Here is a 17899-nt window from a genome sequence, read left to right on the forward strand (position 1 = left end):
GAGATATAAATTGGAAATCGCATTTTGAGTGTTGATAAGAATCTGGTAAACACTCATATATCGCGCCTAAGTTATGAACAACTTATCATTTAAACAGTCCTTTGAACTAATAGATACAATGGCTAAAATGAAGATGAAGGCTCAAGCTAATAGGTTTCTATTAAGTTATATGTGGTGGGTTCTTGAACCTCTCTTATTCGTTGGTTTATTTTATGTGATTTTTGGCTATATATTACAACGAGGTGGGGAAGGTTACTTTCAGTTTCTTATAGTAGGAAAAATGACGTTCATGTGGTTTTCTAAGGGAATAACCATGGGGGCGAATAGTTTAGTCCAAAACAAAGGAATTATAGGGCAATCGAGTGTTCCTAAGTGGGTTTTTCCTATTGTCAATGTTCAAGAAGCCACATACCGTACAGCTATTTCATTTGTCATAATGATACTTTGTGTTATTTATAACTTCGAAGGTAACTATATAACATGGCTTCAAATTATACCAATTTCAGTTATGTTATATTGGTTTATCGTAGTTTTATCCATGCTTTTGTCTGTATTTGTGGCAGTTGCAGAAGATGTAACTCAAATGATTTCATTATTAATGATGGGGATGTTATTTAGCTCTGGGATATTCTGGGATATCAACTCGATACAGAAATCAGGAGTATCTGATTTGATCTTTAACGTAAATCCACTTGCATTAAATATTGACTTGTATCGTTCAGTTCTTATTGGTGGAGATATTATTGACTACTCTAGATTTTTACCGTCATTAATAATTAACCTATCATTGACTGTAGTTGTTTATCTGGTGTTCAAAAAAGGTAATAATAAAATAACTAGGTTTTTATTTTCATGAATGATGATATAGTTTTAAACGCTCAGAATATATGTTTAAGTTATACTACTAGAACCAAATTGTTTAAGACTTTCACACATAAAGCGTTAGATAACATATCGCTATCGCTTCATGAAGGTGAAGTTTTAGGTATTTCTGGGCGTAATGGAGCGGGTAAATCCACGTTATTAAAAGTACTAGCGGGTGTTTTAATTCCAAATAGTGGACAAGTGATTATTAAGGATGACTATACATGTTCTTTATTATCTTTAGGATTGGGATTTAATGGATTCTTGTCGGGAAGAGACAATGCAATTTTAAGTTCAATGTTAAATGGCTATACCAAAAAACAAGCTATTGGAATGATAGAAGATATAAAAGAATTTTCTGAGTTAGGTAAGTTTTTCGATCAACCAGTGCGCACCTATTCTAATGGAATGAAATCCAGATTAGGGTTTGCTACTGGTGTATTAAGTCAAGTCGATATTCTAATGATTGATGAAATATTAAGTGTCGGTGATAAGAGGTTCAAAGAAAAAGCTCAGAGCGTAATGCTTGAAAATTTGAAAGGAGACAAGAGTGTGTTATTTGTGTCACATAATGAGGGCCAGATGAAATCCCTTTGCTCGAGAATTATTAGGTTGGGCAATTAGCCATGATTAAAGATATGGAACAAAGTCCTTTTATAGTATGGACTTTTCGACGAAGTGGAGGTACGAATTTAGCTCACAAGCTTATTACCTTGTCTAAATTCGATACTGTTGAACATGAACCATTTAATGTTGATCGAGTATTCAAAGATATTACCAAAGCATGGATTGATACAAAGGATAAAGTACAGCTCGAGAGAGATTTGAGAAAAATCCTATCTAAGAAAATAAATTTCAAACATTGTCTGGAAATTATCCCACAAGATTTAAATCAGATGTTAGCTATTCTTAGCTTAGAGTACGGATATAAGCACCTATTTCTTTATAGAGAAAATGCAACATCTCGAATGCTCAGTCTGCAGTTCTCGAAGGATACTGGTATATGGGGCCAAAAGCACACGAAGGGTAAATCTACCGATGTTTCGAACAAAAAAATACCAATAGAGAAATTAATACAACATGAGTGTTCATCTAGGAGAATGCTAGAAGGAATATATGATACTTTGCAAAAAAAATCACCAAATAATGTTGTATCAATTAGCTTTGAGTCGGTATTTAAATCAAACGAATTTCAAGCAAAAATTTTAATAATTGAACTTTTTTCTGCTTTAAACAACATGAATATTAAACTTAGTGATGATATTTTAGATGAGTTATTGAAAAAGGGAAATCAAGGTACATCTAATCTATATAGTAGTTATAGAAATTATCATAGCTTTATTGAGGCAGCTAGTAAGTTAAGTGATTTTAATCTAGCGATCAAACAGCGATATCGAACTATAGAAGATGAATCATATTTTATTAAAATGGAATACTTTCCATCAATTTACGCGTTTAAAAATCATATTTATATTGATTTGTGTAATACTGAAGATATTGAACCTATTGATATAAAGTCAGCTAATGAAAACATTAAATTTATTAGCCATAATGAAAGCGGCACAGTATTTAGTACATCTCCAATAGACAGCAATATAAGGTTAAAGTTACCCGTAATGAAGGAAGATTTATTAGTATCAGTAGTTATCCCTGTATATAACGTTAGTCAGTATATAAACAGATGCTTAGACAGTATCGTTGAACAGTCATATCAAAACCTACAGATAATTATTGTAGATGACAGAGGGCAGGATGATTCTATTGATAAGGTTAAAAAGTATTTAGATAATAGAATTACAATTGTTGAGCATGAAAAAAATAAAGGTTTAGCAGGGGCAAGGAATACAGGTATAAATCATGCTACGGGTGATTTTATTCTATTTTTGGATTCGGATGATTATGTAGAAAAAGATTTAATCGAAAAATGTATCCATGAGCAAGCTAGAGATGATGTAGATGCCGTTGTATTTAGTTCACAGCACATTGATGATGAAGAAGTACTATTTCCAGTTGATTGGATGGAAAAATACTCCGGTGAGAGTCGTTCAAATGTTACTATCGACAATGAGGAAGCGCACAATATCGTTGCATGGGATGTCGCGGCTTGGAGTAAGTTGATTCGATTAGATTTCATTAAAAAAAATGGTATCTACTTCCAAGAAGAACAGCGTTATTTTGAAGACCATTACTTCTCTGCGAAAATGTATTCGCTAAAAGCAAGCTTTTCTTATATAGATGAAAAACTGCATTATTACTATAGACGTTCTGACGTGGAAAATAAATCTATTACTCAGATAACCAGTCCTTTAGTTAGTTTATATCGTTCAAGAATGATGAGAGAAGTATCATTGTTACTTGATGATATTAACAGTGAATATAAAAACATTTTCTATCCAGTTTATTTCTCTTTATATAAACAAGTTTTCTTTGAATCATTTGAATTGGTAGAGTATAGAAAGGAGGTTTATAATAACTTGAATATTGCTTTTCAGTGTATTAATGAATTGGATATGATAAAAGAAGCGGAGTTATGGGAAGTAGATCTGGCCTTTTTAATATCCAACAATGATTACAATGATTACGTTAATAAATTTAATCCTATATGGAAGTTTTCAGAAGAACACTTGAAACAAGTTATGCCGGAAGAGTTACATTATAAATTGTCGGATTATGAACCCTTGGGGATGCCGGTATTGAAACCAGGGCCAAACTTTATATTAAGTGGTGTGATTATGCTGATGTTGTGTATTTTTAATCTAAAGTTTTTGTCTAAGAAGAACTTTGCAATTAAACTTCGTGATTTTCATATTATTAGAAGACTAGGTGTTGTAAATACTAATGGCAAGCTAAGAAATCAAGTTATCTTTGATTACATCATGAATGGAGAAAAAAATGGAGAGGTTATAAATAGTAAGTTTGAAGCAAAAAAATATCTAGAGATGAATCCAAGTTTGTCAAAAATGAATATGGGGTTATATTCTCATTTCTTATTTTATGGTCGTCCTCAAAAAAGAAATTGTGAAGGTTTGGAATGAAAGCTTCCATCCTGATGCCTTGTTATAACGCTGAAAAGTATATAGCTAGAGCTATAACTAGTCTATTAAATCAAACTTATGCAGAATTTGAGATAGTAATAGTAGACGATGGGTCTACTGATTCAACTAAAGAGGTAATTTTATCTTTTAAAGACTCTAGAATTAAAATGATTGAATTGTGTAAAAATCAAGGTATAACTAATGCTTTGAATGTTGGACTGTCCGAGTGTAAAGGGCAATTTATCGCTAGGATGGATGCTGATGACTTTTCGTTTCCGAATAGAATAGAGCGGCAACTTGATTTTTTCGAAAAGAATGAAAATGTAATTGCTGTTGGTTCTTCGATTGTAAATTTTGATGAGTTTGGGAATGAAGTGCTAGTTAAATATCCTAGTACGCACGATGAAATTAAAGCAAACTTATACATGTATGAGAGATCTATATGTCATCCATCTGTAATGATTCGTTCAGAAATTGTAAAAAAAATAAAATATAGTAACAAGTATCCCTATTGTGAGGATATGAAATTATGGTTTGATTTGATTAAGTTGGGACAAGTCGCAAATATTGATGAAGCATTGATTAAATATTATCGACATTCATTGCAAGTATCAAATAATTTTAACTTAGAACAAATGGAAGCTACTAAGAACCTTCTTACTGAAATGTTTGAAGATTACAAGATCAGTGAAATTGAAGTTTTTATTAAATATATCCAGTGTAATGTCCGTATGCGCTCTAAGGATAGGATTGAATTACTGAATATTATCCCTATCCTGTGTAAAAGTCTAGATGTTAGTGAATATTCCATTAAATCATCGCTCTATCTTAAAGATTTGAAGTATTTAAATAGGTTTAATGGTTCCTACCTTGCAATGATTAAATCATTATTTAGATTTTTATTTTTTTCTAAATATGATATTTTAAATAGAATAAAGTTGATTGCAAACCTTGTTAATTTTTCCAGGAAGTATAATGAAGTTTGATTTTAGCTTACTAATGTCTACATATGCTAATGATAACTATAGTTACCTTAAAATAGCACTGAGTAGTATTGCGAGTCAAACATTACTTCCTACCGAGACTGTATTGGTCATCGACGGGATGATCCCTGATGAAAACTATATTTTGTTAGAAAAATACAAACACATATTAAATATAAAATTTATTCAACTCAAAAAAAATGTAGGCCTTGGTAAAGCTCTGAATGTAGGATTGGCTAATTGTAGTTATAAGTGGGTCGCAAGGTTTGATACCGATGATATCAATATCAGTAACCGATTCGAAACACAAATGTTTTATTTAAAAAAAACAAGTGCTGATATAGTAGGAACACTTGCAGATGTTATTGATGAGCAGGGTAGGACTACTGGAAAGTTGAACGTTCCAGAGAATGACTCTGATATTAAACGTCTGATTTGGAGTTGCCCTATAATTCACCCATCTGTTATGTTTAATAAGCAAAAAATAATAGATATAGGCTCATATCATGACACGACTCATAGGCAAGAGGATTATGACCTTTGGATACGATCTGCATTTAATGGATTGATATTTTATAATATACAGAAATCGTTAGTGATGTATAGAAAGACACCTGAATATCAAGGTAAGAACTCTTTATCGGTAGGCTATAATCGTTTTAAAATCGGGTTTTCGGCTTGGTGGTGTTTCGATAGAAGAGTTAGCTCGATTGTCGCGTTATCTTACCCCCTTTTTCGTCCATTATTACCTTCGAAAATTAACAGGTTAATTGAAAGTAATTTCAACCCAAGGAAGTAAATATTTGTATGAATAAGAAAAAACTTACTTTCGCTAAAGAAGATGCAGAGAGGTTTAGAGATGCTGCTCTCGCTATTGAGAATATCGATATCGAAAATGCTCTTTATTTTATGACGTTGGCATTTAAGCTCAAACCTGAGGCCCGATTTATTAAGAAGAAACTTGAAGAGTACCTCTATGTAGTTAATTCGCCAGATGTTGGATTTGATGTCGTTCATTTGCACTTAGGTGTGCATAAAACAGCAACTACATATCTGCAAGGTCAACTTTCTTCAGCTTTATCATTAAAAACCAATGTCCAGTATTTGGATTTGGATAGGTTTAGAGAACTTCGACATGAGGTTGGTTTTTGCCAGCTTCTTAATATATATAGTCGAAATCGACCTTTAATTATTTCTGACGAGAACCTTATTGGTCATTGCAATACCCCTATGACAGGGGAAATATATGGCAATGCTAAACATTATCTCGAATCCTATATTAGAGATTTAAATGCGAACAGATTAATTGTATATATATCGATTAGGAATATGGCTGACTTTATCGCTTCTTCTTATTGTGAATATTTAAAGCATAATGATTTTATATGTTTTGACTCGTATAGTCACAAGATAGTTATTGAAAATGAAAGTTGGTTTAATGTATTATGCCCAATGATAGTTTCTAATAATAATGTGACATTTAAAATATTTAACTTCGACAACTTTGCACTTAATAAAATGGATCTTATTAGTGATATCTCCTTTGGTGAAATAAGTGTTATTGACAATTCGATTTTGCAGTCTAGGCAACGATTTTCTAATGAAGAATTAAATAATTTTTCTGGAATATCAGTTAATAAAAATAACAATGATAAGTTTTCACCATATTCAGAAGATATTTTAAGTTTGTCGAAAATTAATTTGAAGAATGATATTTTAAAATTGTCTTTGTTAGATAATGTGATAATTTTGTAATTTTAGGGAGGGGTTCCGTGGATTCAAACATGAGAAACATTTTATATTCAAAAAAACATAATGTGACTTTTATTTCAAATGCAAAGGTCGCATGTACTACAATCAAAAATTCCATGTTAGATGGGGTGGAAAAAGATATACACAAAATAGCGAGGGAAACATTCAGCTCACCAGTTGATATAGGTAGTTCTTTTTTTTGTTTAACTAGAAATCCGTATAGTCGTGCGCTATCTTGCTATAAAGATAAGATTGGTAGCAACAGGACGAGTGTAGATGGCGTTTGGGTGCCTTTTTCTAAAAAATATGGATTCGATATAGAAGCCATCCCTACCTTTTTAGAGTTTCTGAACGCACTAGCACTAGATGACTCCCCTGAATTAATGGATATACATTATAGACCTCAAGTATACAACCTTCATTATTATGATATTACTCCTGACTTTATAGGAAGATTAGAAAATATGGATGAGGTGTCTCAATACCTAGAAAAAAATGGTATTAGTTTTATAACAAAGCAACCAAATTTCACCAACTCTCAGGGGAAATACAAGCAAGCCATAAGTAAAGAGGAAGAGTTGTTAATAAACCAGATATATAAGAAAGATTTCGAAGCTTTTGGTTATGAAATGGCTCTATATAGCTCTCACGTTCCAGAATCAATAACTCAAGATAAATATATTAGTGAAAGCTATGAGGTCTATTTTCGTACCTCTAACCTAGGATTAACAGCAGAGGAGTTAAAAAAAATTGCTACATTATTTGAAAGTGATGGTGATATAAAAAATGCGTTGAAATATATGAAGGTAGCTCGGAAAATGCGGCCTAACGGAAATTTCATAATTAGCAAGGTGGCACAATATGAACAAATGTTAAGCGAAGAAAGTAAATTTAATTTTAAAAGTGAAAGAAATAATCCAGATGAAAAATACAAAACATTTAGGGTTTCTAATAAATTATTTAAATTATCAATATCTATTTTAAAGAACTAGTTTTATGAAACCAAATAAAATTAGAAACTATCGAATCGAATTAGATGGCTTACGGGCTTTGGCTGTTTTATCTGTAATATTTTATCATGCTGAACTTAGTGTTTTGGATTATAAAATATTCCAAGGCGGTTATTTTGGGGTTGATGTTTTTTTTGTATTGTCTGGTTATCTTATTACTAGTATTATAAAAAATGATATTGATAATGATAATTTCTCTTATCTTTTTTTTCTATGGAGAAGAATTTGCAGAATCATTCCTAATCTTTATTTTGTAATTGTTGTAACTAGTATATGTGCATATTTTTTCCTTTTACCATCGAACCTTTCTTTATTTTCAGAATCTCTAAATAGCTCGATTTACTTTTGGTCAAACTATTATTTTTCGTTGGAAAACTCCTATACTGCACCAGATAGTTCGTTGAGGTTACTCTTACACACATGGAGCCTGTCTGTAGAGTGGCAATTCTATATTATTTTTCCTCTCATATTGTTTTCTATAGTTATTTACTCGAAACTAAATGTTCGTGCTATGTTATTGATAATAACAATCTCGTCATTTTTTTTATCAACTTACGTCTCTGTGTTTTATCCAGACTGGTCATTTTATATGCTTCCCTCCAGAGCTTGGGAATTACTTTGTGGCGCTATTCTTGTATATCTAAAAGTTGAAAATTTTCACATAACACGACAAAGAGCCGACTTTCTTTCTATATTAGGTCTTCTTTCTGTAGTTTATTGCTTACTGTTTGTCGATAATACAGCAATCCATCCTTCATTTATAACACTGTTCCCTGTTGTTGGTACTTGTGTTTTTATTTTGTTTTCTGGTGATTCTCATTACGTAAAACAGCTTTTTTCTTCTCGTTGGTTGTCGTTTATAGGCGTTTGTTCATTTTCACTTTATTTATGGCATCAGCCAGTTTTTGCATTTTTTAAAATCATCCATGAACGTGAGTTTAATGTCTTTACATTTTTAGTGGCTATTTTTGTTACATGTACGCTTGCATTTTTATCATATTATGTTATCGAAAGAAGGTTTAGGAAGTTATATTTTACTTGGCCTCGAGCACTAGTAATTGTTTTTATCGCTTTCGGACTGTCATTTTTTTCTTATTTTGTGAAAATTACCGGGGGCATCCCGGATAGACTTGGAGATGTATCGTCATCTTTTGTTAACCTTAATGATAATGTTGCTCATAAAGTTGGTGGAAAAAAATGCCACGGCCGTCTATACGAAGACGCTTGTCAACTAACTGGAAGCGATAGACAAATCCTTCTAATTGGAGATAGTCATGCAGGTATGCTTGGCAAGCATTTATATTATCTTGCTAAAGATAATAACTGGGGATTTAAAAGTATTACATCTTCTAGTTGTATAGGTATAGAATCCTATCCCTTAAGAAGAGGGAGGATCTCGAATCAAGATATTTGTGACCACAATTCTCCAAAAATCCAAGAACTATTAACTGGCGATAAGAATGTTAAATATGATATTGTTTATTCTATACGTCAAGACTTTATGTTTAAAACGGCTAATGTGAAAGCGAAGAATGCTATACATTCTACATTGTCAGGTTGGGCAGATAACGGACATCGAATTTTTCTTATATATCCAGTGCCAAAACACAAACACCATGTTCCCGACGAAATAAAGAGACGTATGTACAAAGAGCCATTTGTCGACAACTTGTCCATAATTAATAATATTAAAATGTTTACTTCATTAAAGGAGCATTTTGATGAAATGAAATTCGCATATGCTAATTTCGATAAGATCGAGGGGGGTAATATCACAAGAATATATCCAGTTGATGTTCTATGCGATAATACAAGATGCTACGCAAATTTAGGCGGGCTTATTCTGTACTTTGATGACGACCATCTTTCTACTCATGGGGCGAAACTTCTAGTTAAGGAGATTGAAAATGCTATTTTTGATAAACATTGACACTTGTATAAAAGTTGGTTCTTATGTTTAGTAAGCTCACCACAAAGCTAGTGATTGTCTCATATTACTTTCGCGATAAAGCTTTGTTACTTGAACGGGATAATTTGAAAATTTCCCTTTTTTTTATGCGTATAGCTAAGCTGTTTAATAGAAATGGTGAGTTTATTGAGCGTAAGTTGTCCGAATATAGTTCGGAAAGATCTTATCATGAACGTCCTGTCTCTGTTCTGCATTTAAGGCACGCAGGGGTCGGTGATATTTTAAAACAAATATCAAAATTCTATTGGGTGTGTGAGTATTACAGCCTTAAGCCAATGTTGTATTTTATAGATAAAAAGGGACGCAATGAAATCTTGATTTCTGAGGTGCTTAGGGAGTTAGGGTTTGATAATAGCCACATAGTGGGTGGACAGTTAGATGGTACATTTCATCCCTTTAAGGATATTGTTAAACTACCTTTAAGTGACGGTAGTATCGCACCTTGTTATTTTCACTATACTTTGGATTGTTATTTTGATCAGGATATTGAAGATATTTTGAATCGAATAAATCCTAACGGTATCCCTAATCCTAGATTGTTGAAAATAATTTCTAATAGTAATTTGACCCAATCAATAAGACAAAACAAGAGCACTGAAACACCTTCTAAGAAAAGGATATGTGTTCACGTACGAAGAGGCGACGTAGCGCAAGTAAAGCTATCTTCAATTAGGAATCTCCTTGCAAAGGAAGTAGATACACAACAATGGGTACATGTTAAAGGGTTGTATCGTACACAGAAAGCTTTGATTGATGATGTCCCTAAAGGTAATAGTTGTAGGTTTAAAGAACTAAAGTTATTTGAAGAGCGACTATGCAACTTGACTTCACGTTTTAGTCAATTTGAAGTTGTTTTTACTTCTGATGGTATGACGAAACTAACAAAGTCTTTGTTAGCTAAGAAGGAAATATTTTGTCGCGATGTTTCTTTTTGGGAACTAGAACGTTCTCTAGAAAAAGAGCTTTTCCCGATTATAAAGTTGAGTTCATTTTGTTTAATTGGTGAAAATCAAGGTAACCTTTGGGATTCGGTGAAGCTTGCATTATCATCTGATATAATTGTTACTAGTTCTCCGGGCTTGTTTTTGGAATTGTCACGCTACATTGATCCTACTATCAAGTTTGAAATTATTTAATATCTCCCATTTTTTACGAGGTTTACTTTGAATAGAAAAAAGGCGCTGATCACTGGTATCACGGGACAAGATGGCTCTTATTTAGCTGAATTTCTAGTCGAAAAGGACTATGAAGTTCACGGTATTATTCGTAGGGCGTCTTCTTTTAATACTGAGCGTATCGATAGCGTTATTGCAAATTCGGATAACATTCACCTTCACTATGGTGATTTGACCGATTCTTCAAACCTTATCCGTCTTGTAAAAGAAATTCAGCCTGATGAAATCTATAACTTAGGCGCAATGTCTCATGTGGCGGTTTCATTTGAGTCTCCAGAATACGTTGCAGATGTTGATGGTATGGGGACTATGCGCTTACTTGAAGCTATTCGCATTAATGGCCTAGAGAAAAAAGCACGCTTTTACCAAGCTTCTACTTCTGAATTGTATGGTGAAGTAAAAGAAATTCCTCAGCGTGAAAGTACACCTTTTCACCCTCGTTCCCCTTATGCCGTTGCAAAAATGTACGCATATTGGATTACGGTTAATTACCGAGAATCTTATGGCATGTATGCGTGTAATGGTATTTTGTTTAATCACGAATCTCCACGTCGTGGTGAGACATTTGTAACTCGTAAAATTACACGCACGATTGCTAATATTTCTCAAGGTTTAGAATCTTGCTTGCACCTTGGTAATATGGATGCGTTACGTGATTGGGGCCATGCAAAAGATTACGTACGTATGCAGTGGATGATGCTTCAACAAGATATTGCGAATGATTTCGTTATCGCTACTGGTAAGCAAATTTCGGTGCGTGAGTTCGTTCGTATGTCTGCACTTGAAGCAGGGATTACACTGGAGTTTACAGGAGTCGGTGTTGACGAAGTTGCTACGGTTACTGATGTTGATATAGATAAAGCGCCAAGCGTAAAAGCTGGTGATATCATTGTTCGTGTTAATCCTAAATTTTTCCGTCCTGCGGAAGTAGAGACCCTTCTTGGCGATCCTACGAAAGCGAAAGAAAAGTTAGGTTGGGTTCCTGAAATTACTGTTGAAGAAATGTGCCAGGAAATGGTGCAATCAGACATCTCTAAGGCGAAACAGTATGCATTATTAAAAGAGCATGGTTTTGATGTGGCTATTTCTTTAGAGAGTTAATTGATATGTCGAATGTAGTTAAACGTATTTTTGTTTCTGGTCATAATGGAATGGTTGGCTCTGCAATCGTACGTCAGTTATCTCACTTACCCAATGTTGAGCTTATTACACGTGAGCGTAATGAGCTTGATTTATTGGATACTCAAGCTATAAGTCAGTTTTTTGCTGAAAATAACATAGATCAAGTGTATTTAGCGGCAGCGAAAGTGGGGGGGATTGCTGCAAATAATACTTACCCTGCTGAATTTATTTATCAGAATCTTACGATTCAAAATAATATTATTCATGCTGCGCATAGCCATGATATTCAAGATTTACTCTTTTTAGGATCTTCTTGTATTTATCCTAAGTTTGCAGAGCAACCTATGGTCGAAAGTGCTTTGCTAACTGGTATACTTGAGGAAACGAACGAACCTTATGCCATTGCTAAGATAGCTGGCATTAAAATGTGTGAATCCTATAATCGTCAATATGGGCGTAATTACCGCTCAGTAATGCCGACGAATCTTTATGGTGAAAATGACAATTTCCACCCTGAAAATTCACATGTTATTCCGGCTTTGATCCGTCGTTTTCATGAAGCTAAATTAGCTGAGAAAACACAAGTTATTGCTTGGGGAACGGGTAAACCAATGCGTGAATTTCTTCATGTTGATGATATGGCTGCTGCTAGCATTCATGTTATGAATTTAGATGACGATATTTATCATGAAAATACTCAACCAATGTTAAGTCATATTAATGTAGGTACTGGTATTGATTGTACTATTCGTGAATTGGTTGAGACGGTTGCTAAGGTCGTTGGTTATCAAGGTGACATTGTTTTTGATACCTCAAAGCCAGATGGTACGCCACGTAAATTAATGGATGTATCTCGTTTAGAAAAGCTTGGATGGGTTGCTTCAATATCACTTGAAGATGGATTGAAAGAGACTTATCAGTGGTTTTTAGCGAATCAGAATACATTTAGAAAATAATATTTTCACAGTTGCGTATATTATCTGTGATAAAAAGAGCTTTAATTTAAAGCTCTTTTTCTTAAGGGCTGAAATATGTTTCTTGATCAAAAAAAATTTTCAACAGTTATTGAAAGCACTCCTCTTGTGTCTATTGACTTAGTTGTTGTGAATGCTAAGCATGAAGTTTTATTAGGTAAAAGATTGAATAAGCCTGCGCAGGATTATTGGTTTGTTCCTGGTGGTCGAATTCAAAAAAATGAAACATTAGAGGTTGCTTTTCGACGTTTAACATTAAATGAGTTAGGGGTTGAATTTTCAATTGACCAAGCTCAATTAATTGGGCCTTTTACACACCTTTATAATGATTATGTTTTTGGTACAGATGTGAATACACATTATGTTGCAATTGCTTATAAATTGATCGTTAACGCTGAGCAGTTAAAGTTACCAATAAATGATCAGCATAATCAGTATCAATGGCTCTCTTCAGAGTCTTTAATAAATAGTAATGAAGTGCACCTTCATACCAAATGGTATTTCCAACCAAACGAATAAATACTGATTTTATCTATTCCCATTCTTTCAAATAAAGTAAGTAGTCAAACTATGCTATTACCTGTAATCATGGCTGGAGGCTCAGGTAGCCGTCTATGGCCCTTATCTCGCACTCTTTATCCAAAGCAATTTCTGTCTTTAACCAGTTCAAGTACGATGCTTCAAGAAACGGTTAATCGACTTGATGGTGTTGAGCATGAAGCTCCTTTTTTTATTTGTAATGAAGAGCATCGATTTATTGTTGCAGAGCAATTACGCCAAAAAGAGTTAGCACATAGTGGTATTGTTTTAGAGCCGGTTGGTCGTAATACGGCCCCCGCTATCGCACTTGCTGCCCTACATGCTATGAACAAAAATGAAGACCCTCTTTTATTGGTTTTAGCTGCTGACCACGTTATTCAAAATCAGTCTGCATTTATTGATGCTGTCAAGCAAGCAATGCCTCAAGCAGAAAGTGGAAAGTTAGTTACGTTTGGTATTGTGCCAACAGTACCTGAGACTGGATACGGTTATATTAAAAAAGGGGACGAGTTGATTACAAGCGGTGCGTTTGAAGTAGCACAATTTGTTGAAAAGCCAAATTTAGAAACGGCACAGTCTTATTTATTATCAGGTGATTACTTATGGAATAGTGGGATGTTTTTATTTAAAGCATCACGTTATCTTGAAGAGTTAAACCTGCATCGTCCTGATATATTCACGGCTTGTCAAAAAGCGATATCAGGCTCTCGTGGTGATTTAGATTTTATTCGTTTAGATGAAGCCAGTTTTGCTGCGTGTCCTGATGATTCAGTGGATTATGCTGTAATGGAAAAAACACAAGATGCGGTAGTTGTTCCAATGGACGCTGATTGGAGTGATGTAGGTTCTTTTAATGCGCTTTGGGAAGTAAACGATAAAGATGATGATGGTAATGCAACTCGTGGGGATGTATTAACAGAGCAGACGTCAAATAGTTTTATCTATTCTCAAAATAAGTTAGTGTCTACAGTAGGCGTTGATAATTTAGTTATTATTGAAACCAAGGATGCGGTCTTAGTTGCAGATAAAGGCAAAGTACAAGATGTGAAAGCAATAGTGAATAAATTAAAATCACAAAATCGTTCAGAATGTTTACAACATCGTGAAGTCTATCGCCCTTGGGGATCTCATGATGAAATCGCCGACGGTGAACGCTTTCAAGTTAAACACCTAACTGTTAAACCTGGTGAGAGAACGGCAACACAGCTTCATTATCACAGAGCTGAGCATTGGGTTGTAGTGTCTGGTACTGCTAAAGTGACCAATGGAGATAAAACTTACTTACTTGGCGAAAATGAATCGACCTTTATTCCAATTGGTTCTTCTCATTGCATTGAAAATCCAGGTAAAGTTTTTTTAGAGTTGATCGAAGTTCGTTCTGGCTCATACTTACAAGAAGATGATGTGGTTCGTTTAGAAGGCTATGGTGTAGGTTATTAATAATGTTGAACAGTAAATATGTAATTCAAGAGTCAGGTATTCAATTTGGTACAAGTGGCGCTCGTGGCTTAGTTGAACAATTTACACCTAATGTGTGTGCTGCTTTTACTCATGCTTTTATTACAGGTATACAATCTAACTTTAATTTTAAACAAGTTGCAATCGCAATTGATAACCGTCCTAGTAGTCCTGCAATGGCGCAAGCGTGTGCAAAAGCAGTGCAACAACTAGGCCTTGATGTTGTTTATTATGGTGTAGTGCCTACACCAGCGTTAGCTTATGTTTCAATGCAAGACACTGTTCCTTGTATTATGGTGACAGGTAGTCATATTCCATTTGACCGCAATGGCCTTAAATTTTATCGACCAGATGGTGAAATCACAAAAGCTGACGAGCAAGCTATTTTAAATGCAACGGCTGAGTTTGAATCAATTTCAGATTTGCCAGAGTTAGAGGTGAATACCGCTGCAGGCTTGAAATACATTGAGCGCTACACATCATTATTTGATAGCCAAATGTTGACAGGGAAGCGCATTGGTATTTATGAGCACTCAAGTGCTGGCCGTGATTTATACGCGCCACTGTTTGAAGCATTAGGTGCCGAAGTAATAGCTCTTGAGCGTAGTGATGAGTTTGTTCCTATTGATACAGAAGCGGTTGCTGAGTCAGATAAAGAAAAAGCACGCCAATGGTCTGCAGAGTATGGTTTTGACTGTATTTTTTCAACTGATGGTGATGGTGACCGTCCGCTTGTTGCTGATGAAGAGGGTGAATGGCTTCGAGGTGATATCTTAGGTTTATTATGCGCCGAAGCGATGAATATTGAAGCACTAGCTATTCCAGTAAGCTGTAATTCAATCATTACAAAATCCCCATCATTTAAAAATGTATTAAAGACAAAGATTGGCTCTCCATATGTGATTGCAGGGTTTAAATCGCTAATTGTTAATTTTTCTTCTATTGCAGGCTTTGAAGCTAATGGGGGTTTTTTGCTTGGTAGTGATGTCAGCATTAATGGCAAAAGCTTAAAAGCTTTACCAACAAGGGATGCTGTTCTTCCTGCGTTAATGCTGTTATCTGCGGCTAAAGAGACTTCAATAGTTCGGCTACAAGAGAGATTAGAGAAACGTTTCACACATAGCGATCGAATCCCGCATTTTGCTACTGAAAAAAGTTATCTGATTTTAGAGCTAGGTATGAGTTCACCAAATATTTTACTTTATGAACTAGGTTTTAGCGATGTAAAAGTTCAAAATGTCGATGTTACAGATGGGTTACGTTTGACACTGGAAGATAATAAAATTCTTCACTTACGCCCATCAGGAAATGCCCCCGAGTTGCGTTGCTATGCTGAAGCTGATTCATTAGATGCAGCATGTTTACTAGTTAATCAAACATTAGGTAAGCTAGAACAAATATCATTTGCTTGATAGACTTATAAAAGGAACTGAAATCAGCAGTTCTTTTCTTAATTTCGGTTTAGCATAAGTAGAGTTACTGGGCGCACTATGATTTATCCATTACAAAACCCAATAAAGAATTTCCAATGGGGCAGCATAACAGCAATGTCGGAATTGTTTGCTATTCCAAACCCAAAGAAAGAGCCACAAGCTGAATTGTGGATGGGAGCACACACTAACGGAAGTTCTCTAATTGAGAAAGATGGAGAGTGGCTCCCATTAAAAGACATAATAGAAAACTCACCTATAGAATGGCTAGGTGAGCACGCGCAGCAGTTTTTAAATCAGTTGCCATTTCTGGTTAAGATACTAGCTGCAGAACAACCACTTTCGATCCAAGTACACCCAAGCAAGCAAGCCTCTGAAATCGGTTTCTCTAAAGAGAATAAAGCAAATATTCCATTAGATGCGCCAAATAGAAATTATCGAGATGCTAACCATAAACCCGAGCTCGTTTATGCTATAACGCCTTATTTAGCCATGAATGGCTTTCGAGATGTATATGAAATAGCAGGTTTTTTTTCAGTAATAAATTTGCCTTCAATCAAACATATTATTGATTTATTCCTACATTCACCAAGTACATTGTCACTAAAACGAGTTTTTACAAGCATTTTTCAACTGACGGGAAATATCAAAAATCAAACAATCGAAGATTTGTTAAGTTTCCAGCCAAATGAAAGTGATACGGATATTGTTGCTGTCCATCAATTAATCACAGAGCTAGCTGCTATATATTCTGATGATATTGGTTTATTTTCGCCATTGTTTTTGAATGTCATAGAGCTACAACCTGGTGAAGCCATGTTCTTATATGCTGAAACACCTCATGCTTATCTTCGAGGTGTGGGGGTAGAGATTATGGCCAATTCTGATAATGTTCTTAGGGCCGGGCTGACCCTAAAGCACATAGATGTGCCTGAACTTATCTCTAATACAAAATTCAATCCAATTTGTAAGCAAGATCTTTTAATGCGTCCTGTATTTCAAGATGGACGGGATATTTATCCAATTCCAGTAGATGATTTTAAGTTTGAGATAATAAAAGAAAACATAAAACAAGAAAATAAAGTATCTTCACCAGAGATTTTGCTTTGTTTAGATGGACAGGTGTCTGTGGGATATGAAAAAAGAATATGGGTTTTAAATATTGGTGAGTCTTTAATTATTTCAGCATCCACCTTATCTTATAGCATTAATAGTCAGGGCATATTAGCTCGAATATTTTGCTAAATTATTGATTGGGATGATAATGATTTAAAGTTATCTTTTCCCTATGACTAGACATCGAACTCGTTTTCTTCCAACAACCAAGTCGATGTAAAAAGAGGTAATACCTGTTGTCATTAATCATTGTTGAGCAACTAGAGCCGGTAAAGATGAAGAAGCTTAAATTACCGATACCTTACTTAATCAAACATAAGCAGGATGTGATTACGTATAAGTTTAAAGGGGTTCGCTTCGATTTCGGTAGCGCAGAAAATGGTATTGAAACAACAAACTATCGTTATAAGCATAACTACCTTAGCCGTCCAATGGTTGAATTTAGTAAAGTTAAGACAGTAAAAGTATAAT

The 17899-nt window shown here is 34.4% G+C and carries 16 protein-coding genes; all 16 read left to right on the forward strand.

Annotated elements, in window-relative coordinates:
- The first annotated feature begins 118 nt into the window (after positions 1 to 118).
- The 16 genes from MSG34_RS21210 (at position 119) to MSG34_RS21285 (ending at position 17898) form a co-directional block, all read left to right on the forward strand.
- Complete coding sequence (locus tag MSG34_RS21210; RefSeq protein WP_248339292.1) at positions 119 to 856, forward strand: ABC transporter permease; 738 nt, start codon at positions 119 to 121, stop codon at positions 854 to 856.
- Entirely contained in the window at positions 853 to 1488 is a 636-nt protein-coding gene (locus MSG34_RS21215; protein ID WP_248339293.1) for an ABC transporter ATP-binding protein, read from the forward strand. Before MSG34_RS21210 ends, MSG34_RS21215 begins: the two co-directional genes overlap by 4 nt.
- Before the next feature lie 2 nt (positions 1489 to 1490).
- On the forward strand, positions 1491 to 3899 hold the full coding sequence (locus MSG34_RS21220) for a glycosyltransferase family 2 protein (RefSeq protein WP_248339294.1): 2409 nt from the start codon (positions 1491 to 1493) through the stop codon (positions 3897 to 3899).
- Positions 3896 to 4885, forward strand: a complete 990-nt coding sequence (locus MSG34_RS21225; RefSeq protein WP_248339296.1) for a glycosyltransferase — start codon at positions 3896 to 3898, stop codon at positions 4883 to 4885. Before MSG34_RS21220 ends, MSG34_RS21225 begins: the two co-directional genes overlap by 4 nt.
- Entirely contained in the window at positions 4875 to 5681 is an 807-nt protein-coding gene (locus tag MSG34_RS21230; protein ID WP_248339297.1) for a glycosyltransferase, read from the forward strand. Before MSG34_RS21225 ends, MSG34_RS21230 begins: the two co-directional genes overlap by 11 nt.
- 8 nt (positions 5682 to 5689) lie before the next feature.
- Entirely contained in the window at positions 5690 to 6637 is a 948-nt protein-coding gene (locus MSG34_RS21235) for a hypothetical protein (protein ID WP_248339298.1), read from the forward strand.
- Between the two features lie 17 nt (positions 6638 to 6654).
- Complete coding sequence (locus MSG34_RS21240) at positions 6655 to 7626, forward strand: sulfotransferase family 2 domain-containing protein (RefSeq protein ID WP_248339299.1); 972 nt, start codon at positions 6655 to 6657, stop codon at positions 7624 to 7626.
- Positions 7627 to 7630: 4 nt separating this feature from the next.
- The gene (locus MSG34_RS21245; RefSeq protein ID WP_248339300.1) at positions 7631 to 9574 is read left to right on the forward strand and encodes an acyltransferase family protein; all 1944 of its coding nucleotides are present in this window, start codon (positions 7631 to 7633) and stop codon (positions 9572 to 9574) included.
- A gap of 23 nt (positions 9575 to 9597) precedes the next feature.
- The gene (locus tag MSG34_RS21250) at positions 9598 to 10749 is read left to right on the forward strand and encodes a hypothetical protein (RefSeq protein ID WP_248339302.1); all 1152 of its coding nucleotides are present in this window, start codon (positions 9598 to 9600) and stop codon (positions 10747 to 10749) included.
- A gap of 27 nt (positions 10750 to 10776) precedes the next feature.
- Positions 10777 to 11889, forward strand: a complete 1113-nt coding sequence (gene gmd, locus MSG34_RS21255) for a GDP-mannose 4,6-dehydratase (RefSeq protein ID WP_248339303.1) — start codon at positions 10777 to 10779, stop codon at positions 11887 to 11889.
- A gap of 5 nt (positions 11890 to 11894) precedes the next feature.
- On the forward strand, positions 11895 to 12866 hold the full coding sequence (locus MSG34_RS21260; RefSeq protein ID WP_248339304.1) for a GDP-L-fucose synthase: 972 nt from the start codon (positions 11895 to 11897) through the stop codon (positions 12864 to 12866).
- Between the two features lie 75 nt (positions 12867 to 12941).
- On the forward strand, positions 12942 to 13403 hold the full coding sequence (locus MSG34_RS21265) for a GDP-mannose mannosyl hydrolase (protein WP_248339305.1): 462 nt from the start codon (positions 12942 to 12944) through the stop codon (positions 13401 to 13403).
- A gap of 51 nt (positions 13404 to 13454) precedes the next feature.
- The gene (locus MSG34_RS21270) at positions 13455 to 14864 is read left to right on the forward strand and encodes a mannose-1-phosphate guanylyltransferase/mannose-6-phosphate isomerase (RefSeq protein WP_248339306.1); all 1410 of its coding nucleotides are present in this window, start codon (positions 13455 to 13457) and stop codon (positions 14862 to 14864) included.
- A 2-nt stretch (positions 14865 to 14866) separates the two neighbouring features.
- Positions 14867 to 16294, forward strand: coding sequence for a phosphomannomutase (locus MSG34_RS21275; protein WP_248339307.1), 1428 nt, complete (start codon positions 14867 to 14869; stop codon positions 16292 to 16294).
- 78 nt (positions 16295 to 16372) lie between these two features.
- On the forward strand, positions 16373 to 17557 hold the full coding sequence (manA, locus tag MSG34_RS21280) for a mannose-6-phosphate isomerase, class I (RefSeq protein WP_248339308.1): 1185 nt from the start codon (positions 16373 to 16375) through the stop codon (positions 17555 to 17557).
- Positions 17558 to 17664: 107 nt separating this feature from the next.
- Positions 17665 to 17898, forward strand: coding sequence for a hypothetical protein (locus tag MSG34_RS21285; protein ID WP_248339309.1), 234 nt, complete (start codon positions 17665 to 17667; stop codon positions 17896 to 17898).
- Position 17899 lies beyond the last annotated feature (1 nt).

It is taken from the genome of Vibrio sp. 1CM2L (assembly GCF_023161695.1).
GTDB lineage: Bacteria > Pseudomonadota > Gammaproteobacteria > Enterobacterales > Vibrionaceae > Vibrio > Vibrio coralliirubri.